This is a genomic window from Streptomyces sp. RLA012 (assembly GCF_056270325.1).
Genome location: NZ_JBWDPA010000002.1, coordinates 7,666,061 through 7,691,486, shown reverse-complemented (window position 1 = coordinate 7,691,486; position 25,426 = coordinate 7,666,061). Strand labels below are relative to the sequence as shown.

General features: G+C 70.1%; 29 protein-coding genes and 2 pseudogenes. 14 read left to right on the top strand and 17 right to left on the bottom strand.

The genetic code is table 11. The features are described 5' to 3' along the window. Positions 1–60 precede the first annotated feature (60 nt). Positions 61–996 carry a helix-turn-helix transcriptional regulator gene (locus RV986_RS35265; protein ID WP_475921244.1) on the bottom strand — a complete coding sequence of 312 codons (936 nt, stop codon included), beginning with the start codon at positions 994–996 and terminating at the stop codon, positions 61–63. Positions 997–1,097: 101 nt separating this feature from the next. Between RV986_RS35265 and RV986_RS35260 the strand changes: the two genes are divergently transcribed. Beyond that, positions 1,098–2,528 carry an MFS transporter gene (locus RV986_RS35260; RefSeq protein ID WP_475921243.1) on the top strand — a complete coding sequence of 477 codons (1,431 nt, stop codon included), beginning with the start codon at positions 1,098–1,100 and terminating at the stop codon, positions 2,526–2,528. An 84-nt stretch (positions 2,529–2,612) separates the two neighbouring features. On the opposite strand, the gene RV986_RS35255 is transcribed toward RV986_RS35260, so the two are convergent. Together RV986_RS35255 and RV986_RS35250 are read right to left on the bottom strand one after the other, a co-directional pair. Beyond that, entirely contained in the window at positions 2,613–2,987 is a 375-nt protein-coding gene (locus RV986_RS35255; RefSeq protein WP_475921242.1) for a VOC family protein, read from the bottom strand. Beyond that, positions 2,984–3,109: a hypothetical protein gene (locus RV986_RS35250; RefSeq protein ID WP_475921241.1), complete on the bottom strand. Its 126-nt coding sequence runs from the start codon at positions 3,107–3,109 to the stop codon at positions 2,984–2,986. The genes RV986_RS35255 and RV986_RS35250 overlap by 4 nt, the downstream gene beginning before the upstream one ends. 63 nt (positions 3,110–3,172) lie before the next feature. On the opposite strand from RV986_RS35250, the gene RV986_RS35245 reads away from it, so the two are divergent. Next, a complete protein-coding gene (locus RV986_RS35245; protein WP_405879634.1) occupies positions 3,173–3,379 on the top strand; it encodes a hypothetical protein in 207 nt (68 codons plus the stop codon). A gap of 24 nt (positions 3,380–3,403) precedes the next feature. Here the strand turns inward: RV986_RS35245 and RV986_RS35240 are convergent, their stop codons facing one another. The 3 genes from RV986_RS35240 to RV986_RS35230 form a co-directional block, all read right to left on the bottom strand. Continuing rightward, positions 3,404–4,000: a TetR/AcrR family transcriptional regulator gene (locus tag RV986_RS35240; RefSeq protein WP_475921240.1), complete on the bottom strand. Its 597-nt coding sequence runs from the start codon at positions 3,998–4,000 to the stop codon at positions 3,404–3,406. 25 nt (positions 4,001–4,025) lie between these two features. Continuing rightward, positions 4,026–5,030, bottom strand: coding sequence for an aldo/keto reductase (locus RV986_RS35235; RefSeq protein ID WP_475921239.1), 1,005 nt, complete (start codon positions 5,028–5,030; stop codon positions 4,026–4,028). Between the two features lie 223 nt (positions 5,031–5,253). Beyond that, complete coding sequence (locus RV986_RS35230) at positions 5,254–6,636, bottom strand: glycine--tRNA ligase (protein ID WP_475921238.1); 1,383 nt, start codon at positions 6,634–6,636, stop codon at positions 5,254–5,256. 212 nt (positions 6,637–6,848) lie between these two features. Between RV986_RS35230 and RV986_RS35225 the strand changes: the two genes are divergently transcribed. Genes RV986_RS35225 through RV986_RS35210 form a run of 4 tightly spaced genes read left to right on the top strand, consistent with a single transcriptional unit; the run spans position 6,849 to position 10,031 of the window. Next, entirely contained in the window at positions 6,849–7,829 is a 981-nt protein-coding gene (locus RV986_RS35225; RefSeq protein ID WP_475921237.1) for a metal ABC transporter substrate-binding protein, read from the top strand. 22 nt (positions 7,830–7,851) lie between these two features. Beyond that, positions 7,852–8,619, top strand: a complete 768-nt coding sequence (locus RV986_RS35220; RefSeq protein WP_475921236.1) for a metal ABC transporter ATP-binding protein — start codon at positions 7,852–7,854, stop codon at positions 8,617–8,619. Between the two features lie 34 nt (positions 8,620–8,653). Continuing rightward, on the top strand, positions 8,654–9,556 hold the full coding sequence (locus RV986_RS35215; protein WP_475921235.1) for a metal ABC transporter permease: 903 nt from the start codon (positions 8,654–8,656) through the stop codon (positions 9,554–9,556). 58 nt (positions 9,557–9,614) lie between these two features. Beyond that, entirely contained in the window at positions 9,615–10,031 is a 417-nt protein-coding gene (locus tag RV986_RS35210) for a Fur family transcriptional regulator (RefSeq protein ID WP_475921234.1), read from the top strand. A 103-nt stretch (positions 10,032–10,134) separates the two neighbouring features. On the opposite strand, the gene RV986_RS35205 is transcribed toward RV986_RS35210, so the two are convergent. Next, positions 10,135–10,980 (bottom strand): isoprenyl transferase, encoded by an 846-nt coding sequence (locus tag RV986_RS35205; protein WP_475921233.1) that lies wholly within the window; start codon positions 10,978–10,980, stop codon positions 10,135–10,137. A gap of 22 nt (positions 10,981–11,002) precedes the next feature. After that, positions 11,003–11,749 (bottom strand): DNA repair protein RecO, encoded by a 747-nt coding sequence (gene recO / locus RV986_RS35200; protein WP_475921232.1) that lies wholly within the window; start codon positions 11,747–11,749, stop codon positions 11,003–11,005. Between the two features lie 182 nt (positions 11,750–11,931). Here recO and RV986_RS35195 point away from each other — a divergent pair, with 182 nt between their 5' ends. Continuing rightward, the gene (locus tag RV986_RS35195) at positions 11,932–12,507 is read left to right on the top strand and encodes an AMIN-like domain-containing (lipo)protein (protein WP_475921231.1); all 576 of its coding nucleotides are present in this window, start codon (positions 11,932–11,934) and stop codon (positions 12,505–12,507) included. Positions 12,508–12,575: 68 nt separating this feature from the next. Here the strand turns inward: RV986_RS35195 and RV986_RS35190 are convergent, their stop codons facing one another. Beyond that, positions 12,576–12,803 (bottom strand): hypothetical protein, encoded by a 228-nt coding sequence (locus RV986_RS35190; RefSeq protein WP_475921230.1) that lies wholly within the window; start codon positions 12,801–12,803, stop codon positions 12,576–12,578. After that, the gene (locus RV986_RS35185) at positions 12,800–13,006 is read right to left on the bottom strand and encodes a hypothetical protein (RefSeq protein ID WP_475921229.1); all 207 of its coding nucleotides are present in this window, start codon (positions 13,004–13,006) and stop codon (positions 12,800–12,802) included. Before RV986_RS35185 ends, RV986_RS35190 begins: the two co-directional genes overlap by 4 nt. A gap of 114 nt (positions 13,007–13,120) precedes the next feature. Here RV986_RS35185 and RV986_RS35180 point away from each other — a divergent pair, with 114 nt between their 5' ends. From RV986_RS35180 to RV986_RS35170, 3 genes and pseudogenes are all read left to right on the top strand, one after another. Further along, positions 13,121–13,954 (top strand): helix-turn-helix domain-containing protein, encoded by an 834-nt coding sequence (locus RV986_RS35180; RefSeq protein ID WP_475921228.1) that lies wholly within the window; start codon positions 13,121–13,123, stop codon positions 13,952–13,954. After that, on the top strand, positions 13,936–14,208 hold the full coding sequence (locus tag RV986_RS35175) for a DUF397 domain-containing protein (protein WP_475921227.1): 273 nt from the start codon (positions 13,936–13,938) through the stop codon (positions 14,206–14,208). The genes RV986_RS35180 and RV986_RS35175 overlap by 19 nt, the downstream gene beginning before the upstream one ends. 107 nt (positions 14,209–14,315) lie before the next feature. Next, a pseudogene (locus RV986_RS35170) lies at positions 14,316–16,349 on the top strand (protein kinase domain-containing protein). Positions 16,350–16,362: 13 nt separating this feature from the next. On the opposite strand, the gene RV986_RS35165 reads toward RV986_RS35170, so the two are convergent. From RV986_RS35165 to RV986_RS35150, 4 genes and pseudogenes are all read right to left on the bottom strand, one after another. After that, positions 16,363–17,025, bottom strand: coding sequence for a response regulator (locus RV986_RS35165; protein ID WP_475924547.1), 663 nt, complete (start codon positions 17,023–17,025; stop codon positions 16,363–16,365). Continuing rightward, positions 17,022–17,288: a sensor histidine kinase gene (locus RV986_RS35160; RefSeq protein ID WP_475924546.1), complete on the bottom strand. Its 267-nt coding sequence runs from the start codon at positions 17,286–17,288 to the stop codon at positions 17,022–17,024. Before RV986_RS35160 ends, RV986_RS35165 begins: the two co-directional genes overlap by 4 nt. 244 nt (positions 17,289–17,532) lie before the next feature. After that, positions 17,533–17,640 (bottom strand): annotated as a pseudogene (locus RV986_RS35155) (hypothetical protein); the annotation flags it as partial. Between the two features lie 152 nt (positions 17,641–17,792). Continuing rightward, positions 17,793–18,251 carry a hypothetical protein gene (locus RV986_RS35150; RefSeq protein WP_475921226.1) on the bottom strand — a complete coding sequence of 153 codons (459 nt, stop codon included), beginning with the start codon at positions 18,249–18,251 and terminating at the stop codon, positions 17,793–17,795. Between the two features lie 188 nt (positions 18,252–18,439). Between RV986_RS35150 and RV986_RS35145 the strand changes: the two genes are divergently transcribed. Then, positions 18,440–19,612, top strand: a complete 1,173-nt coding sequence (locus RV986_RS35145; protein WP_475921225.1) for a hypothetical protein — start codon at positions 18,440–18,442, stop codon at positions 19,610–19,612. A gap of 31 nt (positions 19,613–19,643) precedes the next feature. Here RV986_RS35145 and RV986_RS35140 read toward each other — a convergent pair whose 3' ends face one another. Continuing rightward, complete coding sequence (locus RV986_RS35140; protein ID WP_475921224.1) at positions 19,644–20,228, bottom strand: TetR/AcrR family transcriptional regulator; 585 nt, start codon at positions 20,226–20,228, stop codon at positions 19,644–19,646. Positions 20,229–20,370: 142 nt separating this feature from the next. Here RV986_RS35140 and RV986_RS35135 point away from each other — a divergent pair, with 142 nt between their 5' ends. Beyond that, complete coding sequence (locus RV986_RS35135; RefSeq protein ID WP_475921223.1) at positions 20,371–21,321, top strand: SDR family NAD(P)-dependent oxidoreductase; 951 nt, start codon at positions 20,371–20,373, stop codon at positions 21,319–21,321. Between the two features lie 40 nt (positions 21,322–21,361). Here RV986_RS35135 and RV986_RS35130 read toward each other — a convergent pair whose 3' ends face one another. Continuing rightward, positions 21,362–22,129, bottom strand: coding sequence for an AraC family transcriptional regulator (locus RV986_RS35130; protein ID WP_475921222.1), 768 nt, complete (start codon positions 22,127–22,129; stop codon positions 21,362–21,364). Between the two features lie 269 nt (positions 22,130–22,398). Here RV986_RS35130 and RV986_RS35125 point away from each other — a divergent pair, with 269 nt between their 5' ends. Beyond that, positions 22,399–22,758, top strand: coding sequence for a class I SAM-dependent methyltransferase (locus tag RV986_RS35125; RefSeq protein ID WP_475921221.1), 360 nt, complete (start codon positions 22,399–22,401; stop codon positions 22,756–22,758). 45 nt (positions 22,759–22,803) lie between these two features. Here the strand turns inward: RV986_RS35125 and RV986_RS35120 are convergent, their stop codons facing one another. Next, complete coding sequence (locus RV986_RS35120; protein ID WP_475921220.1) at positions 22,804–23,568, bottom strand: FadR/GntR family transcriptional regulator; 765 nt, start codon at positions 23,566–23,568, stop codon at positions 22,804–22,806. 212 nt (positions 23,569–23,780) lie between these two features. On the opposite strand from RV986_RS35120, the gene RV986_RS35115 reads away from it, so the two are divergent. Further along, positions 23,781–25,409: an ABC transporter substrate-binding protein gene (locus RV986_RS35115; RefSeq protein WP_475921219.1), complete on the top strand. Its 1,629-nt coding sequence runs from the start codon at positions 23,781–23,783 to the stop codon at positions 25,407–25,409. Positions 25,410–25,426 lie beyond the last annotated feature (17 nt).

Genomic DNA, 25,426 nt, shown 5'->3' with positions numbered 1-25,426 from the left:
CACGCGGCGGAGCCGCACAAATGTCACAGCCCCGCGCCCCTTACGGGGCTCGGATCTTGCTCAGGCGGCTTCCGCCTCCGCCGTCCGGGCGGTCTCGTACAGCTTCGTCAGGCGTTCGCGGGTCTGCTCGTCCGTGGGGGCGTACGTCACCATGCGGGCGTCCATGTCGGGGGCCAGCCACAGGTCGGTGTGGGTGAGGGTGAGGACTCCGACGTACGGGTTCAGGAACTGCTTGGTCTTGCTGCGGGCGCCGCCGAACACCTCGTACCGCTCCCAGATCTCCCGGAACTCCGCCGACTCCGTCCGCAACCGCTTGACCAGCATCTTCCAGGCGGGCTCACCGAGGTGACCGGCCATGGAGCTGCGCAGCTTGGCGGCCATCACATGCATGGTCTCGTCGAGGAGCACGATCGACTCGCGCCACTCCGGGTGGGTGTAGGTGAGGATCATGCAGTTGCGGTCCTCGGGCGGTACGGAGTCGAGGTCGCGCATCATCAGCCGGGCGTACGTGCGGTTGTACGCCAGGATGTCGTAGCGGCTGTTCTGGATGCAGGCCGGGAGCGGCTCCAGCTGGGTCAGCACCTCCAGCAGGGCCGGGGTGAGGGTCGGGCACCGCGCGGCAGGCGTCGGGTCGACGGCTCCGGCCAGCCGGAAGAGGTGGTCGCGCTCGCTGGAGTCGAGCAGCAGGCTACGGGCCAGCGCGTCGAGGACCTGTTCGGAGACCTGGATGTCACGGGCCTGTTCGAGCCAGGTGTACCAGGTGACGCCGACGGCGGAGAGCTGTGCGACCTCCTCGCGGCGCAGGCCCGGTGTGCGCCGACGGCGGCCGCGGGGCAGCCCGACCTGCTCGGGCGTGATGCGTTCGCGCCGGTTGCGCAGGAAGGCGGCGAGCTCGGTCCGCCGGATCTCGCTGCCGCGGGGGGCCACGGTGCCGTGCGGCTGGGGTTCCACCAGTTGGGGAGGGGTCGTGGTGCTCTCCTGCGTCATCGTCGTCATGCCTCCAGCCTGCCGTTCACCGGAACCTGTTGCCAGGTACTGCTTCTACCAGGATAAGGAGACTCTGGTACCAGGCTGCGGGCAGGATAAGTCTGAAGGACGTGACCGAAACCGGAATTCTCAGGACTCCTGTCCGCTCGCCCTCCGGGGCACCCGTTCTCGGCGGCCTCGGACTCTTCACCGTGCTGCTCGGGGCCGCGCTGCCCCTCATCGACTTCTTCATCGTCAACGTGGCCCTGCCGACCATCGGCCACGACCTGAACGCGAGCGAAGCCGTCCTCGAACTCGTCGTCGCCGGGTACGGGGTCGCGTACGCCGTCCTGCTGGTCCTGGGCGGACGCCTCGGCGACCTCTTCGGGCGGCGCCAGTTCTTCCTGGGCGGCATGGCCGCTTTCGGCCTGACCTCACTGGCGTGCGGGCTGGCGCCCAGCGCCTGGACGCTGGTGGCGGCGCGCGGCGCGCAGGGCGCGGCGTCCGCGGCGATGCTGCCGCAGGTGCTCGCCACCATCCAGGCCGCGACCGCGGGCGCGCGCCGCGGCAAGGCCATGAGCCTGTACGGCGCCACGGCGGGCCTCTCCATGGTGGCCGGGCAGATCCTCGGCGGTCTCCTGGTCGCGGCGGACATCGCCGGCACCGGCTGGCGCGCGGTGTTCCTCGTGAACGTGCCCGTCGTGATCCTCGGCCTGATCCTGGCCGCGCGTGCCGTCCCCGAGACGCGCTCACAGCACCCGGAGCCGATCGACACCCCCGGCACGGTCCTGCTCGCCGTGGCGCTGCTCGCCCTCCTCGCCCCGCTCACGGAGGGCCGGGCGGCGGGCTGGCCCCTGTGGACCTGGCTGTCGCTGGCCCTGTTCCCCCTCGCGGCGGCGGCGTTCTACTTCGTCGAGCGCCGGGAGGACCGCGAGGGCCGTACGCCCCTGGTCCCCCCGAGCCTGTTCGCGCTGACCTCGCTCCGCCGGGGCCTGATCATGATCGTGCCGTTCTCGATCGGTTTCAGCGGCTTCATGTTCGTGATCGCGGTGGCACTGCAGCGGGGCGCGGGCCTCGGCCCGGTGCCGGCGGGCCTGGCCCTGGCACCGATGGCGGTGGCCTTCTTCGTCGTCTCCCTCTGCGGGCCCCGGCTGATCGCCCGCTACGGCACCCGGATCGTCACTGTGGGCGGACTGGTCCAGGCGGTGGGTGTGGTCCTCATCGCGCTGACCGCGTGGCGGTCCTGGCCGGACCTGGGCGTGTGGCAGTTGCTTCCGGGCGCGGCGGTCGCGGGCGCGGGTCAGGCGCTCCAGCTCCCGGTCCTCATCCGGATCATCCTCTCCGAGGTCCCGGCCGCCCGGGCCGGCGTCGGAAGCGGTGTCATGGCCACCACCCAGCAGTCGGCCCTCGCCGTCGGCGTCGCCACTCTGGGCACCCTCTTCCTGTCCCTCTCCTCCAGCCACGGCATGCGGGACGCCCTGGTCACGACCCTCCTGGTCCAACTGGCGGGCGTGGCCGTGACGACCGCCCTGAGCCTGCGGCTGCCGCGCACGATCAGCTGAGGAACGCTCCGACGTCGCCGACTCACCGACGCGCAGGCGACGTCGGGGCGCACGGCCACGGTCGGCCGGCCCTCGCCCGACCCCTCAGTGGCGGACCAGACAGAAGGGGTGCCCCGCGGGATCCGTGTAGACGTGCCGGCCGCGCCCGTCGGAGGCGTCCAGCAGGGTCGCGCCGAGGGCCAGGACCTGGTCCCGCGCCCCGTCCAGGTCCGGGACGCCGAAGTCCAGGTGGAACTGCTGGGGTTGCGCGGGGTCGGGCCACCGCGGCGGCCGCTGGTCCGCCACTCGCTGGAAGGCCAGGACGAGACCGGACGGGGTGTGCAGCGTCGCCCACTCCTCGTCGAGCGTCCAGCGCCGGTCGGGCCGGTTGACCGTGCCGCCGAGCACCGCCGCGTAGAACCGGGCGAGTTGGAGGGGTTCGGGACAGTCCGGCACCACGCACTGCAGTTCGGCGATCACGGGCCGATCCTGGGCCAGGTCGCGGGGCGGATCCTGGAGCGGATCCTGGAGCGGATGCCGGGCAGGTCCCGGGGCACGTGCGGGGAACCGGCCGCCCAAGAGTCCCCGTTGATCTTCTTCATGCTGCACACTCCTTGCTGCGAACGCCTTGCCTGGCAAGCGGAGCGGTAACACCTGGAGGTGTCATGCTGCAGATCAACACGAGCAAGGTAAGCCGGTGGGATCAGCACGGGCGCGAGCACGTCGTACGCGTGCAGCGAGCGGGCGTACAACGCACGATCAGGTGCGACACCTGCGGCTGGCGCAAGGGCGCGCAGTTCCTGCCGTGGCTGAAGGCGGAGGAACACCTCGCGGAGGCGCACCAGGCGACGGTGGACCCGACGGGGTCGTAGGGCCGGACGGGGTCGTAGGGTCGGTCAGCGTCCCAGTCCGCGCAGGACCAGGTCCACGACGGTCGTGAACTCGGCCTCCACGCCCGGCTGTTCCCACTCGCGGGCGTAACACGGGTCGTGGAAGCGGTTCGTGGCGTCGAAGACCGCGCGGGCCGTCGCCGCGGCGTCGCCGTCCACGGCCGTGAAGTCGCCCTCGCCCACACCGCGCTCGACGATGCGTGTGAGCTGGTCGACGAGGTCGGTGATGTGCTCCTCGACCACGGTGCTGGCCTCACCGAGCAGCACCGAGTACGTGGCGAACAGCTCCGGATCGTCCCCCGCCTTGTGGCGCTTGGCCGTGAACAGCGTGCCCAGCCAGTTCCGCAGCGCCTCGGGAGCGGTCTCGTCCCGCGTGCGGGTGATCTCCTCCAGCGTCTGCGACGTACGGTCCAGCCAGCGCTTCGTGACCGCCTCCCGCAACGCCGCCTTCGTACGGAAGTGGCGGTAGACACTGCCGTGGCTGACGCCGAGCGCGCGGGCCACGTCCACCACGGTGGCCTTGGCCGGGCCGTGGCGGCGCAGCACCTCCTCGGTCGCGGCGAGGATGCGCTCGGCGGTCAGTACTTCGGTGGTCGGTGCCATGACGAGACCGTACCTGCCGGTACCGTCAGCGCTCGCTGTCGAGATGTGCCATCTGGACCGTCGGGTAGCGGTCGCCCGCGGCGGCGTCCGCCGGCACCGCTTGCTCGATCGCGGCCAGATCGCCCTGGTCCAGGGTGACGTCCAGCGCCCCCAGCGCCTCGGTGAGCCGGTCGCGGCTACGGGCGCCCACCAGCGGCACGATGTCCTCGCCGCGGGAGAGCACCCACGCGATCGCGATCTGCGCCACGCTGACGCCCTTCTGCTCGGCGATCTTCCGCAGCGCCTCGACGAGCGCGAGGTTGTGCTGGAGGTTCTCGCCCTGGAAACGGGGGCTCATGGCCCGGAAGTCGTTCGCGGCGAGCTGCCGGTCGGCCGTGAAGTGGCCGGAGATCAGTCCGCGGGACAGTACTCCGTACGCCGTGATGCCGATGCCCAGCTCCCGGGTCGTCGGCAGGATGCCGTCCTCGATGCCGCGCGAGATGAGCGAGTACTCGATCTGCAGGTCCGCGATGGGCGCGGTGGCGGCGGCCCGGCGGATCGTGTCCGCGCCGACCTCGCTGAGGCCGATGTGCCGTACGTGCCCGGCCGCCACGAGTTCCGCGATCGCCCCGACCGTCTCCTCGATCGGTACGCCGGGGTCGACCCGGGCGATCCGGTACACGTCGATGTGGTCCACGCCGAGCCGCTGGAGGGAGTACGCGGCGAAGTTCTTCACCGCTGCCGGGCGGCCGTCGTATCCCGACCAGCCGCCGTCCGGGTCGCGCAGCGCGCCGAACTTGACGCTGGTCAGCGCCTGTTCGCGGCGCGCGGCGGGGGCTGCCCGCAGTGCCTCGCCGATCAGCATCTCGTTGTGGCCCATGGCGTAGAAGTCGCCGGTGTCGAGCAGGGTCACGCCCGCTTCGAGGGCGGCGTGGATCGTGGCGACGGACTCGGCCCGGTCGGCATCGCCGTACAGCGCGGACATGCCCATGCAGCCGAGGCCGAGGGCTGAGACCTGGGGGCCGGTGGTGCCGAGGGGGCGAGTTCGCATGAGGACTCCTTGGTGTTTCTGGAGGACCGGTGTCCCTTCACCATGACATGACAGCTGACAGATTTCAATATCTGTCAGCTGTCACCTGTCTGTCAGCTGTCACCTGTCAGCTGTCGTGTGTCAGCCGCCCGCCGGCCGCCTGCCGGCCGTTGGGACCTGCAGACACGACAATGCCGGGCCCCCCGAAGGGAACCCGGCATCCGCACACAGCTGTGGCAGTACCTCAGCAGCCGATCAGACGGCTCGCGAGGTAGCCCTCGATCTGGTCCAGGGACACGCGCTCCTGCTTCATGGAGTCGCGCTCACGCACCGTCACCGCGTTGTCGTCGAGCGTGTCGAAGTCGACCGTGACGCAGAACGGCGTGCCGATCTCGTCCTGGCGGCGGTAGCGACGGCCGATGGCGCCCGCGTCGTCGAACTCGATGTTCCAGTGCTGGCGCAGGGCGGTGGCGAGACCCTTGGCCTTCGGGGAGAGCTCGGGGTTGCGGGAGAGCGGGAGGACGGCGACCTTGACCGGCGAGAGGCGCGGGTCGAGGCGCAGCACCGTGCGCTTCTCCATCTTGCCCTTGGCGTTGGGGGCCTCGTCCTCGACGTAGGCGTCCAGGAGGAAGGCGAGCATCGCGCGGCCGACACCGGCGGCGGGCTCGATGACGTACGGAGTCCAGCGCTCGCCGGCCTCCTGGTCGAAGTAGGAGAGGTCCTGGCCGGAGGCCTTGGAGTGGGCGGACAGGTCGTAGTCCGTCCGGTTCGCGACGCCCTCCAGCTCGCCCCACTCGTTGCCGCCGAACTGGAAGCGGTACTCGATGTCGGCGGTGCGCTTGGAGTAGTGCGAGAGCTTCTCGGCCGGGTGGTCGTACCAGCGCATGTTCTCCTCGCGGAGACCGAGGCTGGTGTACCAGTTCCAGCGCTCCTGCATCCAGTACTCCTGCCACTTCTCGTCCTCGCCCGGCTTGACGAAGAACTCCATCTCCATCTGCTCGAACTCGCGGGTGCGGAAGATGAAGTTGCCAGGCGTGATCTCGTTGCGGAAGGACTTGCCCATCTGCGCGATGCCGAACGGCGGCTTGCGGCGCGACGTCTGCTGCACGGAGGCGAAGTTGGTGAAGATGCCCTGGGCCGTCTCGGGGCGCAGGTAGGCGACGGAGCCGCTGTCCTGCGTGGGGCCGAGGTGGGTGGAGAGCAGGCCCGAGAACTGCTTGGGCTCGGTGAACGTGCCCTTGTTGCCGCAGTTGGGGCAGTTGAGGTCGGTGAGGCCGTTCTCCGGGGGGCGGCCGTGCTTCGCCTCGTAGGCCTCCTCCAGGTGGTCGGCGCGGTAGCGCTTGTGGCAGGAGGTGCACTCGGTGAGCGGGTCGGTGAAGGTGGCGACGTGCCCCGACGCGACCCAGACCTCGGTCGCCAGGATCACCGACGAGTCGATACCGACGACGTCCTCACGGGAGGTGACCATGTAGCGCCACCACTGGCGCTTGATGTTCTCCTTGAGCTCGACGCCGAGCGGGCCGTAGTCCCAGGCGGCCTTCTGCCCGCCATAGATCTCGCTACAGGGGAAAACGAAGCCACGGCGCTTGCTCAGGCTGACGATGGTGTCGATCTTGTCGGCGGCCACGATGCTCTCTTCAGTACGAACGGACGGCGCGAATGATTCAGGTTACCGGCGCCGCCCACCCTCGTATCAAATCGGTTCGGGGACACCTCTCCCATCGTGCCCCTTACCGCCTCATTCGCCATCCGGTTGCCGCCTCATTCGCCATCCGGCTCACCGAGGGCTTACCGAGAGCTTGTTGACAATCGTTTCCAGATTTGTTGAAAATGAGTGTCATGAACGTACGACGGCGCCTCGCCGCTACTCGCATAGGCACGGCCGGGTCCGCGACCCTGGCCGCCACCGCCCTCGGCCTCGGCGCCCTCACCGGCTGCTCGGGCTCCGCCGCGGCCGACGGTACGAGCAGCGGGAAGCTCGACGTCGTGGCGTCGTTCTATCCCCTGCAGTACCTCGCCGAGCAGATCGGCGGGACGCATGTGCACGTCACGAGCCTGACCCAGCCCGGTCAGGAGCCGCACGACCTGGAGATCAGTGCCCGGCAGACCGCGCAGCTCCAGTCGGCGGACGCCATCGTCTACCTCAAGAACCTGCAGCCGGCCGTCGACGACGCCGTGGCGCAGTCCGAGGTCAAGACCAAGATCGACGCCGCGTCGCTGACCACGCTGGAGAAGCACGGCAACGAGGTCGGCGGGCACGCGGCCTCGCACGACTCCTCCAAGGGCGAGGAGACCGGCGCCACCGACCCGCACATCTGGCTCGACCCGGTGAGGTACGCCGAGGTGGCGAGCGGCGTCGGCAAGGCCCTGGAGAAGGCCGATCCCAAGCACTCCGCGGACTACGAGAAGAACACCGCGGCCCTGCTGAAGAAGTTCTCCGCCCTCGACACCCGGTACAGGACGGGCCTGGCGAACACCAGGACCAAGGTCTTCATCACCACCCACGCCGCCTTCGGCTACCTCGCCGAGCGCTACGGCCTCACCGAGGAGGCCATCAACGGCCTGGACCCGGAGTCGGAGCCCAGCGCGAACCGGGTGAAGGACCTTGAGAAGATGGCGAAGGCCGACGGCGTCTCGACGGTCTTCTACGAGACGCTCGTCAGCGACAAGACCGCCAAGACCATCGCCGGCGACGCCAACCTGAAGACGGACGTCCTCGACCCGATCGAGGGCATCACCGACAAGTCCAAGGGCAGCGACTACCTGCAGGTCATGGAATCGAATCTGAAGGCGCTGCAGACGGCGTTGGGCGCCAAGTGACCCCCAGTTCCAGGAGGACAGCGTGAGCGAGCCCGTCATATCCCTGCGCGGCGTGACCGCCGAGCTGGGCTCGCGCCCCGTCCTGCGCGGCATCGACCTCACCGTGCACCGCGGTGAGGTCGTCGCGCTGCTCGGCGCGAACGGTTCCGGCAAGTCGACCGCGATCCGCAGCGTCATCGGTCAAGTCACCCCCAGCGGCGGCGAGATCGAGATCTTCGGCACCCCGCGGCGCCGCTTCCGCGACTGGAAACGGGTGGGGTACGTCCCGCAGCGCACGACCGCCGCGGGCGGCGTGCCCGCGACGGTGACCGAGATCGTCGCCTCCGGCCGGCTCTCCCGTGCCCGCTTCGGCGTGCTGCGCAAGGCCGACCACGAGGCCGTACGCCATGCCCTGGAGCTCGTCGGCATGGCGGACCGCGCCAAGGACTCGGTGAACGCGCTCTCGGGCGGCCAGCACCAGCGCGTCCTGATCGCCCGCGCCCTCGCCTCCGAACCCGAACTGCTGATCATGGACGAGCCGATGGCGGGCGTGGACCTCGTGAGCCAGGAGGTGCTGGCGCGCACGCTCAGGGAGCAGGTGGCGGCGGGCACCACCGTCCTCCTGGTCCTGCACGAGCTGGGCCCCCTGGAGCCGCTGATCGACCGGGCGGTCGTCCTGCGCGACGGCTGCGTCCTGCACGACGGCCCGCCCCCGCGGGCGGTAGGCCAGCACGCCCTGCCCGGCCACGACCACGTACACCCGCACGCGGCTCACGACGCCGAACCGATCCGGACGGGACTGCTGAGCTGATGGGACCGATGGGACCGATGGGACTGCTGAGCTGATGGAAATCCTCGACTACGCCTTCATGCAGCGGGCGCTGCTCGCCGCCGTCCTGGTGGGCATCACCGCGCCCGCCGTCGGCATCTACCTCGTCCAGCGCCGCCAGGCCCTGATGGGCGACGGCATCGGCCATGTGGCGATGACCGGCGTCGGCCTCGGCTTCCTGCTCTCGGCCAACCCCGTGTGGATGGCGACGGCCGTCTCCGTCCTCGGCGCCGTGATCATGGAACTGATCCGCTGGTACGGCAAGACGCGCGGCGACATCGCGCTCGCCATGCTCTTCTACGGCGGTATGGCGGGCGGCGTGATGTTCATCAACCTCGCGCCGGGCGGCTCCAACGCCAACCTCACCTCGTACCTCTTCGGCTCGCTCTCCACGGTGAGCGAGTCCGACGTCACGGCGATCTGCGTCCTCGCCGCCCTCGTCGTCCTGGTCACTCTCGGTCTGCGCCGCCAACTGTTCGCGGTCAGCCAGGACGAGGAGTTCGCACGGGTGACGGGCCTGCCGGTGCGTGCCCTGAACCTGCTCACCGCCGTCACCGCCGCCGTCACCGTGACGGTCGCGATGCGGGTGGTCGGCCTGCTCCTGGTCAGCGCGCTGATGGTGGTTCCGGTGGCGGCGGCCCAGCAGCTCAGCCGCAGCTTCGCCGCCACCTTCGCGATCGCGGTGGCGATCGGGGTGAGCGTGACCATCGGCGGCACCGTGACCTCGTACTACCAGGACGTGCCGCCCGGTGCGACGATCGTGCTGCTCACCATCGGCGCGTTCATCGTGCTGACGGCACTGGCGACTCCGCTGGCCCGGCGCCGGGCCCGGGCGCTGGCCGCCGCGCAGGGGGCCGGAGACCCGGCGGAGTGCGCAATTCCGGCCACCCGTGGCCCGGAACGCAAGGTCGGCGTCTGACCACGCACAGTCCGGGCTGGCACAATGGCCGGGCAAGGGCAGACGTGAGGAGGCAACGGTGACAACCGCTGGATCGCCCGTTCGGGGCCGTTCCACCCGGCAGCGTGCCGCCGTGGCGGCAGCGCTCGACGAGGTGGACGAGTTCCGCAGTGCGCAGGAGCTCCACGACATGCTCAAGCACAAGGGTGACTCCGTCGGACTCACCACTGTGTACCGCACGCTGCAGTCCCTCGCCGACGCCGGCGAGGTCGATGTGCTGCGTACCTCCGAGGGCGAGTCCGTCTATCGCCGCTGCTCCACCGGCGAGCACCACCACCATCTCGTCTGCCGTGTCTGCGGCAAGGCGGTCGAGGTCGAGGGCCCGGCCGTCGAGACGTGGGCGGAGGCGATCGCGACGGAGCATGGCTACGTGAACGTCGCCCACACCGTTGAGATCTTCGGTACGTGTGCGGAGTGTGCTGCCGCCAAGGGGTAGTGGAGCTCGTTTTTTGGCTGCGGGGCGGTGGAGCTGGGCGCGCAGTTCCCCGCGCCCCTGAGGGGCGCGCCTCCTGACGCGGCGCCCCCTCACACATCAGGCCCTACTCCTCGCGGCCCCTCATGGCCTGTTCCATCGCGAGCAGTTCCTCGTTCGGGACGGCTCCGCCGAAGCGGCGGTCGCGGGAGGCGAACTCGACGCAGGCGCGCCAGAGGTCACGCCGGTCGAAGTCGGGCCACAGGACGTCCTGGAAGACCATCTCGGCGTAGGCGCTCTGCCACAGAAGGTAGTTGGAGGTGCGCTGCTCGCCGCTCGGCCGCAGGAACAGGTCCACCTCCGGCATGTCGGGGTAGTACAGATACTTCGCGAAGGTCTTCTCGTTGACCTTCGACGGGTCGAGCCGGCCCGCCTTCACGTCCTGTGCCAGCGCCTGCGCCGCGTCGGCGATCTCGGCGCGGCCGCCGTAGTTCATGCAGAAGTACAGCGTGAGCCGGTCGTTGCCCTTGGTCTGCTCCTGGGCGATCTGGAGCTCGTTGGCCACCGACCGCCACAGCTTGGGCATACGGCCCACCCAGCGGACCCGGATGCCCAGCTCGTCGAGGGTGTCCCGGGTCTTGCGGATGAAGTCACGGTTGAAGTTCATCAGGAAGCGCACCTCGTCCGGCGAGCGCTTCCAGTTCTCCGTGGAGAAGGCGTACAGCGAGATCGCGCCGACCCCCATCTCGACCGCGCCCTGCAGCACGTCCAGCACGCGCTCGGCGCCGACCTTGTGCCCCTCGGTGCGCGGCAGCCCCCGCTCCTTCGCCCACCGCCCGTTCCCGTCCATGATGATCGCCACATGGTTCGGGATCAGCTCGCCGGGGAGCTTGGGCGCGACGGCACCGGACGGGTGCGGTTCCGGTGTCCTGTACTCGCGGCGCTGGCGTCCCAGGATCCCGCGTACGACCATGTGCTTCTCGTCTCCCTCGGTCTTACTTTTCCACGTAACGAAGTGAGCGCAGCCCGCGCTCCAGATGCCAGTGCAGATAGGCCGAAACCAGCCCGCTGCCCTCCCGGACGTACCGCGGCTCGCACGCGTCCGCGGTCTCCCAGTCTCCCGTCAGCAGCGCGCCGAGCAGTTCCAGGGCCCCCGCCGAGGGTACGACGCTGCCGGGCACCCGGCAGTCCACGCAGACGGAACCTCCCGCCGCGACCGAGAAGAACCGGTTCGGTCCCGGCATCCCGCACTTCGCGCAGGCGCTGAAGCTGGGCGCGTACCCGTTCACGGCGAGGGAGCGCAGCAGAAAGGCGTCGAGCACGAGGTGCGGTTCGTGCTCGCCGCGGGCGAGGGTGCGCAGTCCGCCGACGAGCAGCAGATACTGCTGCACGGCGGGTTCACCCTCGTGATCGGTGAACCGCTCCGCCGTCTCCAGCATGGCCGTCCCGGCGGTGTAGCGCGCGTAGTCGGTCACGATCCCGCCCCCGTACGGAGAGATCGTCTCGCTCTGTGTGCACAGCGGCAGCCCGCGCCCGATCAGTTCGCTCCCCCGCGCGAAGAACTGCACGTCCACGTGCGAGAAGGGTTCGAGCCGCGCCCCGAACTTCGACTTGGTCCGCCGTACGCCCCGGGCCACGGCCCGTACCCGGCCGTGACCGCGGGTGAGCAGGGTGATGATCCGGTCCGCCTCACCCAGCTTCTGGGTGCGCAGCACGATGCCGTCGTCGCGGAACAGACTCATGGGGCCATTCTCGCGTACGCCGGGAGCGGCCCGGCGTCCTGGAGGGCTGTTGCCGTTTCGTGACAGTCCGGTCCAGGTCCGATCACATGGCGAGCCCAGCGTGAACCACCGCGGCCTCCCCGGCCTTGTCCTGGTGGACAGGCCCTGGCCGCGTGCACGTCCACTCGATCATGGGAGCAAGCATGCGACGACTCGGAACCTCACTGGCAGCACTCGTGTTGGCGGGAGCCGGGATCGCGGGAGCGGTGGGAACGGCGCAGGCCGCCCCCGCCGCGTCGACAGTGTGTGAGACGGGCTGGGGAAGCCTGGAGAAGCTCGTCACGCTGGCGGAGGACTACAAGCCCCCGCTGACGGACATCAAGACCGGCCAGTACGAGTGCTTCGACCGTATGGTCATCGACTTCAAGGGCGGCAAGACGACCGGGGCGATCGGCTACCGCGTCAAGTACGTCGACAAGCTGATCTCGGTCGGTACGGGAGAGATCCCCGTCTCCGGCGGGGCGATCCTCCAGATCGCCGTGGGCCCGAACTTCGACCCGGCGACCGGCGCGGAGTCGTACCCGGGCAAGCACGCGCAGCCGCTGCCCGGAGTGGACCTCACCGGCTACCGGACGTTCAAGGACACCCGGTACGTCGATGCCCTTGAGGACGACGCGGTGGTGGGGCTCGGCGTGCGCGCGCGGCTGCCGTTCCGCGTGACGCAGTCGGGCGACCAGCTGATCATCGACGTCGCGCACTCCTGGAACGCCACCTCCTAGTCACGATCCGCCCGCCCGCCCGTACCGCACGGCCTCCCGGATGCCGGAGGCCGTGCGGTCACGTGCTTCTAGGGCACCTCACCGCGGCTGCGTGCGTTCGCATACGCCGTGGCCGCGCTGAGCCGCTCCGCGGCGGTGGCCCGCCGGGCGGTGTCCGGCCCGCAGTCCCACTCCTTGCCCCCACCCAGCGGTCTCAGCTGTACGTACGGTCCCTCGTGTCCCATGACCATGCCCACCCTCCCTGTGCGTGTGTCGACGACGTACGAGCCGATAGCCGGCTCCGCCGGTGGCCTCACCGCAGCACCGCCGCGAGCCGGGCCGCGACCTCGATGGAACAGCCGCCCAATTCGACGCGCGGACAGGGGGCCTCCCGCGCCAGACTCGCCGGGTCGATCCGCAGCGACGGCAACGTGATTCCGGCCTTCTCCAGTACCGCCCGCAATTCCTTCACCGTTACCTCCGCCTCTTCGACGCAGAGCGCCGCGTGTTGTGCCGTCACGCTGTTCCCCTGACTTTCCGAGTTTCACTCTTCGCATCTCCAGGGTGACGCTCCGCATCTACACTCGGCAGGAGTCTGTCCTCTACAAGTGCGGCGCAGCGTAAGGGGTTTGCCATGGCCAACGGTTCGCGGCAGGCGGCGTGGGAGTTCTTCGGGGCGGAGCTGAAACGACGGCGGGAGGATGCCGGTTTCACTCAGGTGGAGCTGGGGGCGAGGGCTTTTGTCTCCGGGGGTTACATCGGCCAGTTCGAACAGGCCATTCGGAAACCACAGTTGGATGTGGCCCAGCGGATCGATGAGCTCCTACAAACCGATGGTTTTTTCGAGCGCACGTGGCGAAAACTGATTGACGACAAGCGGTACGCGGATTACTTCGCGGAGGTGGTGGAGCTTGAGCGCACGGCGACGCGGCTGTGCGAGTTCGCGCCGACACTCGTACCGGGGCTTCTTCAAACGGCCGAGTACGCAGGCGCGGTGACGCTGGCGACCAACCCGTTCATCACAGACGAGTACGTCGAGGAGATGGTGACCGCTCGACTGGAGCGGGCCCGCATCCTCAGCGACGCTACAAGGCCCGAGTATTGGGCCGTACTGCACGAGAACGCCCTACGTATCCCGGTGGGCGGCCCGGCCGCGATGGCCAAGCAGCTCGACCACATCGCGGCGATGGTGCGGGAACGCAAGGCGGTCGCGCAGGTGGTCCCGTACGCCGCGGGAGCGCACACCGCCATGGGCGGGATGCTGGCCCTCATGGAGTTCGAGGACGCACCGCCAACTGCCTATACAGAGACCTCGTTTTCGGGGACGTTGATGGACGACCCAGCGGTGGTGAAGCGTGCACAGCGCGCATACGATCTGCTCAGGGCCGTCGCGCTGTCGCCGGAGGCGTCCCTGGCCCTGGTCGAATCGGCGGCGGAGGACCACAGACGATGCGCGAGTACGACCTGAGCAAAGCCCACTGGCGCAAGAGCAGCTACAGCAACGGCGAGGGCGGCAGCTGCGTCGAAGTCGCGTACGACTTCCCCGGCGCCGCCCGCTGGCGCAAGAGCACCTACAGCGATGGCAACGGCGGCAGCTGCCTCGAAGTCGCCGACGGAGTCCCCGGTGTCGTCCCCGTTCGGGACAGCAAGGTCACGGACGGGCCCGTCCTCCTCGTCGGCTCGCGCGCCTGGATGGAGTTCATCAGCACCGTATCGGTGTGAGCCGCCCCCCACCCACCCAGGTCCGCCGACGCCCAAGTGGCGTAGGCACTACTCTGATGCCGCAGAACACGCGTGCGACACAGGGGATTTGGGAAAGGTAACGGGCCATGCCGCTGAGCACCGGGGAATCGGGGTCCATCGGGTCCATAGGCGGCTATACGCTCGTCGACCGGCTCGGCAGCGGCGGCATGGGGGTCGTCTACCTGGGACATTCGGCCTCGGGCCGCCAGGTCGCGGTGAAGGTCGTGCACGCCCAGGACGCCCAGGACGAGGAGTTCCGGGTCCGCTTCCGACAGGAGATCGCGGCAGCCCGACGGGTGAGCGGAGCATTCACCGCCCCGGTGGTGGATGCCGATCCGGACGCCGAAGTCCCCTGGATGGCAACGCTCTACGTACCCGGCCGAACGCTGTCCGAAATCGTGGCCAAGAAAGGCCCGTTGAGCGGGCACGCACTGCGCACGCTGGCATTGGGGCTGGCCGAGGACGGTCCACGGGTCATCGACTTCGGAATCTCGCGCGCCGCCGACAACCAGGCCCTCACCGTGACGGGACGGCTGATCGGCACCCCGCCCTTCATGTCCCCGGAGCAGTTCGCCTCGCCCCGGGACGTCGCCGCCGCCTCCGACGTGTTCTCGCTGGGCTCGCTGCTGGTGTACGCGGCCACCGGAAACCGCCCCTTCGACGGCGGCAGCCCGTATATGACGGGTCACCAGGTGGTGCACGAGCCGCCGACGCTGGACAGCGTACCGGAGCCTCTGCTGAGCATCGCCGAGCGCTGCCTGGACAAGGACGCGACGGCGCGGCCCGGACTCGACGAGCTGCACCGGCTGTTCAGGACCATGCCGGACACGGCCGGCGGCCCCGCCGTGTCCGGCCCGCCGACCGTCACCGGACGCCGGAAGCACTCGCGGGGGCGTGATGACACGACGGCCCCGACCGGCGCGGGCCGCGGCGGCCGCCGCGGCCGCCGGGTGCGCACCCTCGTCGTCCTCGGCGCGGCCCTGGCCGTCACCGTGGTGGGGGTGTCGGTGTCCCACCTGGTGTCGGGAGGGAAGAACACCACCGGCACACCCGTGACGTCCACGTCCCGCGCCACCGGTTCTCCCGCCCCGAAGCTCCCCGTCGGCTGGGGGCCCTGGCGTGCGAACCTCGCCCAGGCCCCGGACGAGGCGTACGCGGACATCTCCATCAGCGGCTCGGAGTCCGGCCGCGTGCCCGGCGGTGCCTCCCTGTCCTGATGCTGTTGGCGAATCCGGTCGGTCATGTCGGCTGCCCAGCATGTGTGCCGGAAGCCGTGAGCACTAAATCAATTTAGTGCTCACGGCTTCCACGGAGGATGGCTCCGCGGCGGATTTGCCAACAGGGTCTGTACTGCGCGGGGACCGGCTTCACGGTCGCCAAGGTCGCTACGAGAAGCCGGGCCTGAACGTGGCCGAGACCTGGCGGCTGGTCGCCCTCTCCGCCGCTACCGGAAAGCGGCTCTGGTACCGCCCGATCAACGAGGTCTGGCCCGCCGTCCTGTTCGACGGCGGCGCCCTGGCGAAGTCGGACGACGGGGAGGACGGGACGAAGTTCGTCGCCTTCGACGCCCGGACGGGCAAGGACCTGTGGCGGACACCCGCGAAGTCGTCGGTGAGCAACTCCTGCTCCCCGCCGGCCCTGGACGGCGTCCCCTACGGCCTGTGCACGCAGCAGAACTCCGACACCGGCTCGACCGGCCTGGTGCGCCTCGACCCGGCCGACGGCACGCCGCACGACCCTCGGTCACCCTCCTCGACGGCGTCGTGTACTTCGTCCGGCCCGACGGGACCGTCATCGCGGTCAGGGTGACCGACGGCGCCCAGCTGTGGAAGCGGTCGACGCAGATCGAGAATCTGTCGAAGCCGGTGCTGTCGACGACGTACGACGACCTCTTCTTCGCCAACCGCTACGGCCGGCTGCTCGCGCTCGACCGCGCGACCGGCGCCGCGCGGTGGACCACGGACAAACTGGACGACCCCGGGAACTCGGCGGAGAGCACGGTCCCGACCCTGCTGCTCGTGAAGGACGCGATCGTGGCCGTGGCGGGCGACACCGCCTTCTCCGTACGACCGGACCGCGCCACGGCCAAACCGACACCGGCCGCCTCGGCCACGCACTGAGCCGCCGGCGGCATCACCGGTTCGCCGAGACCAGGCCCGCCTCATACGCGATGATCACCAGCTGCACCCGGTCCCGTGCGCCCAGCTTGGACAGCAGGCGGGTGAGGTACGTCTTCGCCGTGGCGACGCTGATGAAGAGCCGCTCGGCTATCTCCGTGTTGGACAGGCCCGTGCCGACCAGGGTCAGGACCTCGCGTTCGCGGTCCGTGATCGCGGCCAGATCGCGGCGTCCACGCGGCGGTTCCAAGGAACGGGCGGCCGTGAAGTCCTGGATCAGACGGCGGGTGACGCTGGGGGCGATCAGGGCGTCTCCGGCGGCGACGACCCGGATCGCCGCGAGGATGTCGTCCAGGGCCATGTCCTTGACCAGGAACCCGGACGCGCCCGCGCGCAGCGCCCCGTACACGTAATCGTCGTCGTCGAAGGTGGTCAGGACGACGATCCTCGACTCGCCCGAACCCGCCGTGATGCGGCGGGTCGCCTCGATACCGTCCACACCCGGCATGCGGATGTCCATCACCACGACGTCCGGGCGCAGGTCGTCGGCCAGGGACACCGCCTCCTCGCCGTCCGCCGCCTCCCCCACCACCTCCACGTCCTCGATGTCGTCGATGACCATCCGCAGGGCCGTGCGGATCAGCTGCTGGTCGTCGGCGAGGACGACACGGATCGTCATCGGATGCCCACCGCCGCCGTCGCCGTGACCGGGACCGGAAGGCGAGCCGTCACCCGGAAGCCGCCGTCGGGACGGGGGCCCGCCGTGAACTCGCCGTGCAGCAGGGCCACCCGCTCCCGCATGCCGACCAGGCCGAAACCGGTGTCGGTGGTGCTGCCCCGGCCGCGCCCGTCGTCGCTGACCTCGACGGCCACGTACTCCTCGCCGTGGTCGACCGTCACCCGGCAGGCCGTCGTCCCCGCGTGGCGTACGACGTTGGTGATCGACTCCTGGATGATCCGGAAGGCGGACAGGTCTGTTTCCGGGGGGGAGTCGGCGGCGCGGGCCCTTCCAGTGGACGTCGACCTGGACGCCCGCCGCCGTTGTCGCGGCGGCCAGCCGGTCGAGGTCGGCGAGGCCCTCGGCCGGGCGCAGTCGCGGATCCTCCAGGGCGGCGGCCCGGCTCTGGTCCGCCTGCCGCAGCGCGACCAGCATCCGGCGCAGCCCCGCCAGGGTCTCCCGCCCGGTCGTCTCCACCGCCGTCATCGCCTCGCGCGCGGCGTCCGGCCGGGTGTGCACGACGCGGGCCGCCGCCCCGGCCTGGAGGGCGATGATGCCGATGCTGTGGGCGACCATGTCGTGCATCTCGCGGGCGATGCGCAGGCGTTCGTCGGTGACGGCCTGGGTGGCGGCCCGGGCACGGAGCGTCTCGCCGTACGCGCGGGTGCGGTGGGAGACGTCGCCGAGGAGCCAGGCGACGACGGCCGTCAGCGCCACGGTCAGCTCGATCAACGTACCGATGCCCCATCCGCACAGCAGCCGCACGGTCTCCCAGGCCACCAGGACGGCGAGCGCCATGGACAGGGCGGTGACTCCGATGCGGCGGGGCGGCCGGCCGCGATGAAGTAGAGGGCGAGGTCGACGGAGAGGAACTCGGCCGGTTGGATCGCTCCCACGGCCAGGTTGATGGTGAGGAGAGCGGCGGCCGCCAGGAGCAGGGTGAGGGCGGTCAGCGGCCGTCGGTGCAACCATGTGCTGCCGAGCAGCGCCAGGACGCAGGCCACGGCCAGGATCAGCAGGCCGTCCCAGCGGTAGAACTGGGCGGCGACAAGCTCGTTGGCCGTCGTCTCACCGGGGAGCCGGACGCGGGCGAGGAAGGTGAACGCCGTACTCGCGCACCAGGTCAGGGCCACCCAGGCACCGGGCGGTACGGGCTTGAGGCGGGGCGGGAGCGGCATGACATGCATGCGGCGATCGTAGACACGGGGGCCGTGGACGGGCATCGGCCCGGGGACGTACACCCCTGGTCGACACGGGCGACACCACCGTCGTACGGAACGGACGCCTGGAGCCTTGTCAGTGGGCGGCCGTACTGTGCACCCAACGCGCACAACACACCCCAACGCCGTACGGCATCACGCGCACTGGAGGAACCATGTCCGCGAGCGCCCGTCTCGTCACCACGCTCGCAGGCCCGCTGGAGTCGGCCACGGCCGGCTTGCCAGGAGAGCGGTGCCTGCCGGGCCGGACGCTGATCCTGCAGAGCGACGACACGCATCTGGCCGCGTACGACCTGGCCGCGGCGCTCGCGGGTGAGCCTTCGGTGGCACGCTTCCCGAGGCCGTGGCCGCAGCGTTTCGGGACGTGCACCGTGGCGCCGGGGCTGGACGTCGCGGTCTTCGCGGGCGTGCACGCGGTGCGGGCGGTGGACCGGCGGGGCACGACCCTGTGGGAGGTGCGGCACGGCTGCTGGGAGGGCAGCTGCCGGGAGACGCACACCTCGTTCGAGGAATACGGCGCGGGCAACGAGAACAGCGAGAACGCCGGAAACAGCGGAAACGACGGCAACGGCGGAAACACGAAGAGCCGCGGGCACTTGTACGCCGACAGCGGCTCGGTGGTCTTCTCCGCGGACGGCAAGCTGGTCTGGGCCCATGTCCGCGGGCCGCTCGCGGAGGGGGACGAGGACCCGGACGTGATCGATGAGTGGCTGGTGCTGGACGCCACGGACGGGAGGGTGCTCGGGCAGGCGGAGACCCAGACCGCGGCCGCCGGTTCGGGTCATGTGTCGCACCCGGATCCCGGGCAGATGGGGCTGAGCGTCGGCGAGGGCCAGGACGGGGTGCCGCTGCTGTGGGGCCGCTGGGACGGCGAGCGGCTCACCGTCGACCGGATCGGCGACGACGACCGGTGTCTGATGGCGGTGAGCCCGTCCGGCGAGCACTTCCTGACGCTGACCCACTACCAGGAGGCCCTGGCCCTGCACCGCGTCACGGACGGCTCGGTGGTGTCGGAGCTGGACGCGGAGGACGTCATACCGGAGCACCCCGCCCTGGACCCGGACAACGACGAGCCCGACGTGCGCTGGGACTACTACGGCGGCTTCCTCGACGAGCACACCGTCGTCGCCGGCACCAGCGAGGCCGACGAGGAGTACGGGGCGGGGCGGCACTGGCTGGTCGACGTACGGGACATGCGGCTGCTCGGCGAGGTCGCCTACCCCTTCCCGATATCCGGCGTGCCCAACACCCTGGGCGACGGCAGCTGGTACACGATCGCCGAGGACACGAAGGAACTCCAGGTGTGGCGCCTGGCCGACGCCTACTGAGCGTCCGGTTCCGCGCGGGCGGCCTCACGGCCTACGGCCTGGTTCGCATTCCTTCGTACAGGAGGTCGAGCACCCGCCCCACCTGTTCGCGATCCTCAAGTACGTCGGCGACCATGGCGATGCCGCTGAGTGACACCACCACATCGTCCGCTTCGACCTCGGGACGCGTGACCCCCGCCGCGGCGGTCGCCGACAGCAGCGCGCCAACCGCGTCATCGAGCTGCTCACGGCTCTGCGCGAACGGGTCCCTGCCCGCGGCCACGACGGCCCGGATCGCCTCCGTCAGACCGATCTTGGTAGCCCAGTAGTCGACGAAACGGTCCATCCAGGTACGCAGGGCACCGGCGGGCGGCAGCTCGTCGAGCAGCTCCCCGGCCGCAGCGCACACCGCGTCCAGTTCCGAACGGTATGCCGCTTCGATGAGGTCCTCTCGCGCCGGGAAGTGGCGGTAGACCGTCCCCACACCGACGCCGGCCTCCTTGGCGATCTCGGTGAACGGGACATCCGGACCACGCTCCACGAACAGCTGCAACGCCACCGCGAGGACGCGCGCACGATTGCGCTGCCCATCCGCGCGCGGCCTGCGCTGCACAGCCTCGGTCACGGCCACCTCCACGAACCGGAATGCATTCCACTTTCCATCATACCCGGAGCGTGACCTCCGTCGAGCGCGCGTCACACCGACTTGCAACCGGAATTTATTCCGCTTAGCCTGACGTTACCGGAACTGATTCCGCATAACGTAGGAGCCCGCACACATGAGCACACACGAGCGTTTCACGACACCCTTCGGTTTTCACAGCACCGCCGACGAGGTCATCAAGGGTGTCGACCTGACCGGCAGGCGCGCGATCGTCACAGGCGCCGCCTCCGGCATCGGCGTGGAAACGGCACGCGCCCTGGCCAGTGCCGGTGCGGATGTCACTCTCGCCGTCCGCAACGTCGAGGCGGGCAACCGTGTCGCCCAGGAGATCACGGCCGGCACGGGCAACTCCAAGGTGACCGCCGCGCCGCTGGAGCTGACGGACCGGGCCTCGGTCGCGTCCTTCACCGACGCCTGGCAGGGCCCGCTGCACATTCTGGTGAACAACGCCGGGATCATGGCCCTGCCCGAGCTGCACCGCACGCCCGAGGGCCGGGAACTGCAGTTCGCCACCAACTACCTCGGCCACTTCGACCTGACCCTCGGCCTCCACGACGCGCTCGCGGCCGCCGGCGGCGCGCGCATCGTCTCCCTCAGCTCCACCGCCCACCTGTTCTCGCCGGTCGTCTTCGACGACATCCACTTCGAGCGTCGCCCCTACGAGGAGTGGGCGGCCTACGGCCAGTCCAAGACCGGCAACGTGCTGCTGGCGGTAGGAGCGGCCAACCGGTGGGCCGACGACGGAATCACCGCCAACGCGGTCATGCCCGGCGGCATCCGCACCGGCCTCCAGCGCCACCAGCAGGACAACATGACGCCCGAGGTCGAGGAAGCCTTCGCCAACTTCACCTGGAAGACCGTCGAGGAAGGCGCCGCCACCTCGGTCCTGCTGGCCGCGTCCCCCCTGCTCGAAGGCGTCACCGGCCGCTACTTCGAGAACTGCAACGAGGCCGAGCTCAACACCGACCCCAACCCCTACGCCGACAGCGGCGTGCGCCCCTACGCCCTCGACGCGGACAACGCCCAGCGGCTCTGGGACCTGGGCACCGCGATGCTCCGCGCCTGAGGGCGCGCAGAGCATCGACATGCTGCTTCTCCGCGAGCCCTCAGGGTCGCGCCGGGAAGTACTGCCGCGGAGTGACGCCCACGGCCCGGTGGAAGGCCGCGACGAAGGAGCTCGCGGAGGCGTACCCGACGTGGCGGGCGACGGTCTCCAGTGCGCGGCCCTCGGCGAGCAGGGGCATCGCCGCCTGCATCCGCAACCGCTCCCGCCACTGCCCGAAGGCAAGGCCCGTCTCGGCGACGAAGAGCCGCGCCAGGGTCCGGGCGCTCGCACCGACCCGGTCTCCCCAGGCGGACAGCGGGCGGCCGTCCGCCGGGTCGTCGGCGAGGGCCCGGGCTACGGCACGCGCCCGCGGGTCGCTCGGCTCGGTCACGGCGACGCTCGTCACGGGGACGGGGCTCAGCACGTCGAGGAGTACGGCCTCGGCGCGGGCCCGGGTGTCGGCGGCCAGACCGGTGTCCGTCAGGTGGTCGATGAGGGCGCGCTGGAGCGGGCCGACCGCCACCACCGTCGGCTCCGCCCAGGCGATCTGCGGGCAGCGCGCGGGATCGACGTACGGGCTGCGCATGACGGTGTCGCCCGCCGCCCGCGTCGTGTGCGGCAGTCCGGCCGGGATCCACAGGGCGAGCGAGGGCGGCAGCAGCCAGGAGCCCCGTTCGCTGCCGATGCGCAGCAACCCCTGTGCGGACCAGGCCAGTTGGTGCACCGGGTGCCAGTGCGTGGTGAAGGTGGTGCCCCGCGGCATGGTGAAGTGCCCGACGAAGATCGCCGTGGTGGTCGTCGGCGGTGTGTACTGTCCGTTCGGCGACATGGGACGGCAGCGTAGCCCGTGGCGGACGGCGTGCGCCCGCCCCTAGCGTCGGGGCATGCCGATGAACCGAGCCCACCGCAGACTGTGCAGCTCCGAGAAATGGGCACGGACGACCAAGGACCGCATCCTGCCCTGGGCGCTGGAGGGCGTGGATCCGGGGGCCGACGTACTGGAGATCGGACCCGGGTACGGGGCCAATCTGCGGGTGCTCGCGGAGCGGGTGCCCCGGCTGACCGCCGTGGAGATCGACGGCGAGACCCGCCCGGCTGTTGCGGGAGCGGTGGGGCGAGCGGGCCCGCATCCTGCACGGGGACGGCGCGGACCTGCCGCTGCCCGACGCGTCGTACGACACCGTGGTCTGCTTCACGATGCTCCACCACGTGCCCACCGCCGAGCACCAGGACCGTATCTTCGCCGAGGCCTTCCGGGTGCTGCGTCCCGGCGGTGTCCTCGCCGGCAGCGACAGCCGGCCGAGCCTGCGGTTCCGGCTGCTGCACCTCCGCGACACGATGAACACCGTGGACCCGCGCACGCTCCCCGCGCGTCTCGCCGCCGCGGGCTTCACGGACGTGTCCGTGGACCTGCACCCGGAAGGCGGCGGCCTCCGCTTCCGCGGCACCCGCCCCTGACCGGGCCCCCGCCCCATGAGGAACCGCCGCGCATACCGCCGGTGCTCAGCCCACTCCCCTGGACTCCTGTGCCGCCCTCGCCCCGATGCCGCGGAAGTGGTCCGCCATCGCGCGCTGTGCGGCCTCGACATCGCGGGCGCGCAGGGCGGTGACGATGTCCCGGTGGCGGCGGACGGTCACCTCGGGTGCCGGGTCGTCGGTCCAGCCGCGTACGCCGGCGACCCGGCTGAAGACCGTCCAGAAGGCGCCGAGGAGCTGCAGCACGAGCGCGTTGCCGAGCGTGGCGTACAGCAACTCGTGGAACTCGCGGTCGAGTTCGGGGAAGGGCCGGCCCGCGCGGCCCGCCTCCTCCATCTCCGCCACGACGGCTTCGAGGCGGTCGAGTTCCGGCTCGGTCAGCACGGCCACGACCCGTCGTATCAACCCCTCCTCCAGCACTTCCCGCACCTGGAGGATCTCCGCGAGCGCCCCGGTCTCGTTCTTGTCGTCCGGCTGGGCGAGCGTACGGAAGGTGAGGCCGTCGACGAAGGGTGTCAGGGACGCCTCGCCGACATAGGTGCCGTAGCCGTGCCGGATGTCGACTATGTCGAGGGCCTGCAGCGCCTTGAGCGCCTCGCGGACGGAGTTGCGGCTCACCCCGAGGTCCTGCATCAGCTCGGTCTCGGTGGGCAGCGGGGCACCTGCCGGGAGCCTGCGGTCGAGGATCAGCTGCGTGACCTCGCGCTGGATCTGGCTGCTCACCCGGCGCTCGGACCCGCGCCCGGGCCCGGGCCCGCGCCGGTTCCCGGTCTCCTCAGACATGCGCCGCATCGTACGCTCACTGGACATCCGACGTCCCACCTCCGGGCTGATTCGGCTCCAAGAGCCCGCAATTCAGGGCTTCATTGGTCGCACCTCTGGAAGATATCCGGACGGTACGCCATTCGTGTGCGATCCCTTGACCGGTCTCACGGGCCCTCTTATGGTCACGCTGCCCACCATGACGTAGGACGTCGTATCTCTAACCTCTCTCTGGAGGAACCGTGCGCGACGTGACCGACCACCCGGCGCCGCACCGCCGACGTTTCCTGAAGTACACCGGCGCGCTCGGCGCGGCCGCCGCCCTCTCCTCCTCGCCGGCGGCCTGCTCGGCCGGGCCGGAGTCCACCAACGACACCGGCGGCGGGGCGGGCGGCAAGGACGCCACGCTCACCGCCGTCATCGGCTACGGCAACGACGGCAGCTGGGACCCGACACAGACCGCGTCCGCCTTCTCCATGGCGGCCAACCACCACATCTACGAGGGTCTGCTCGACACCGATCCGATCTCGCGGGAGCCGTACGCGGCGCTCGGGACCCGGGTGCCGTCGGATCTCACCGGCACCTCGTGGAGGTTCACACTGCGGGCCGGGGCCACCTTCCACGACGGCAGGCCCGTCACCGCGGACGACGTGGTCTTCGTCTTCGACCGGATCCTCGACCCGAAGACCCAGACCCTCGCCAAGGGGTTCTTCGCGAGCTGGCTGAAGGAAGTGCGGAAGATCGACGCCTCGACCGTCGAGCTGGTGCTCAAGTTCCCCTTCCCCCAGGGGATTTCGCGGCTCACCCTCGCGAAGATCATGCCCAGGCACGTCTTCTCCCTGCCCGGCGCCTGGGACGACGCGATCAGGGGGAAGGCGGTGGGCTCGGGACCGTACCGGCAGACCGCCCACCACCCCAAGTCGAACACCACCTTCGAGGCCTTCGCCGCCTACAACGGCCCCCGCAGACCGGCCTTCAAGAAGATGAACTGGCTGACGATCGTGGACGCGGCCCCGCGCGTCGCGAAGATCTCCGGCGCCAGTGCCGGGGCCCCGATCGCCGACAACATCCCGTACGTCAACATCGAGCGGCTCAGGAAGGGCGGCCTGACCGTCGAGGGCGGCGCGGGCATGAACAACCTCTTCCTGATGTTCAACACCGAGCACAAGCCCTTCGACGACGTACGGGTCCGGCAGGCGCTGCACTACGCCGTCGACACCGGCAAGATGGTCGAGGTCGCCCTGCGCGGGCACGGCAGGCCGTCGAGTTCGTTCCTCGACGAGGGCAATCCGAGCCACCGGCCGGCGAAGACCGTGTACGGGTACGACCCGAAGAAGGCCCAGCAGTTGCTGAAGGCCGCCGGGGTCTCCGGACTGAAGATCGAAATCCTGTCCGTGAACGTCAGCTGGATCGTCGACTGTCTGCCGACCATCAAGGCGTCCTGGGACGCGATCGGCGTCGAGACCACGCTCTCCCCGCAGGAGACGACCGCCGTCTTCACCAAGATGGACCAGAAGCAGGACTACCAGGTGGTCGCCGCCGCCTCGAACCCCAACCAGTTCGGCCTCGACGCCGACCTGATCATGCACTACAACTACGGCCCCGAGAACCTGTGGATGCGGTACGCCCGGTGGGCCGACGACCCGGTCGCGGAGCAACTCTTCAAGGACATGGACCGGGCGACGCGCGAGCCGGACCCCGACAAGAAGAAGACGATGATCCAGGACTACATCGACATCGTCGCCGAACAGGCCGTGCTCTACCCGGTCGTGCACAACGAGCTGATGACCGCCTGGGACCCCGGGAAACTCACCGGGATAAGGGCCCAGCCCTATCCGGGCATCAACCTCCTTCAGGCCAAGTGGGTTTAGCGGAACGGGAGTTCGCA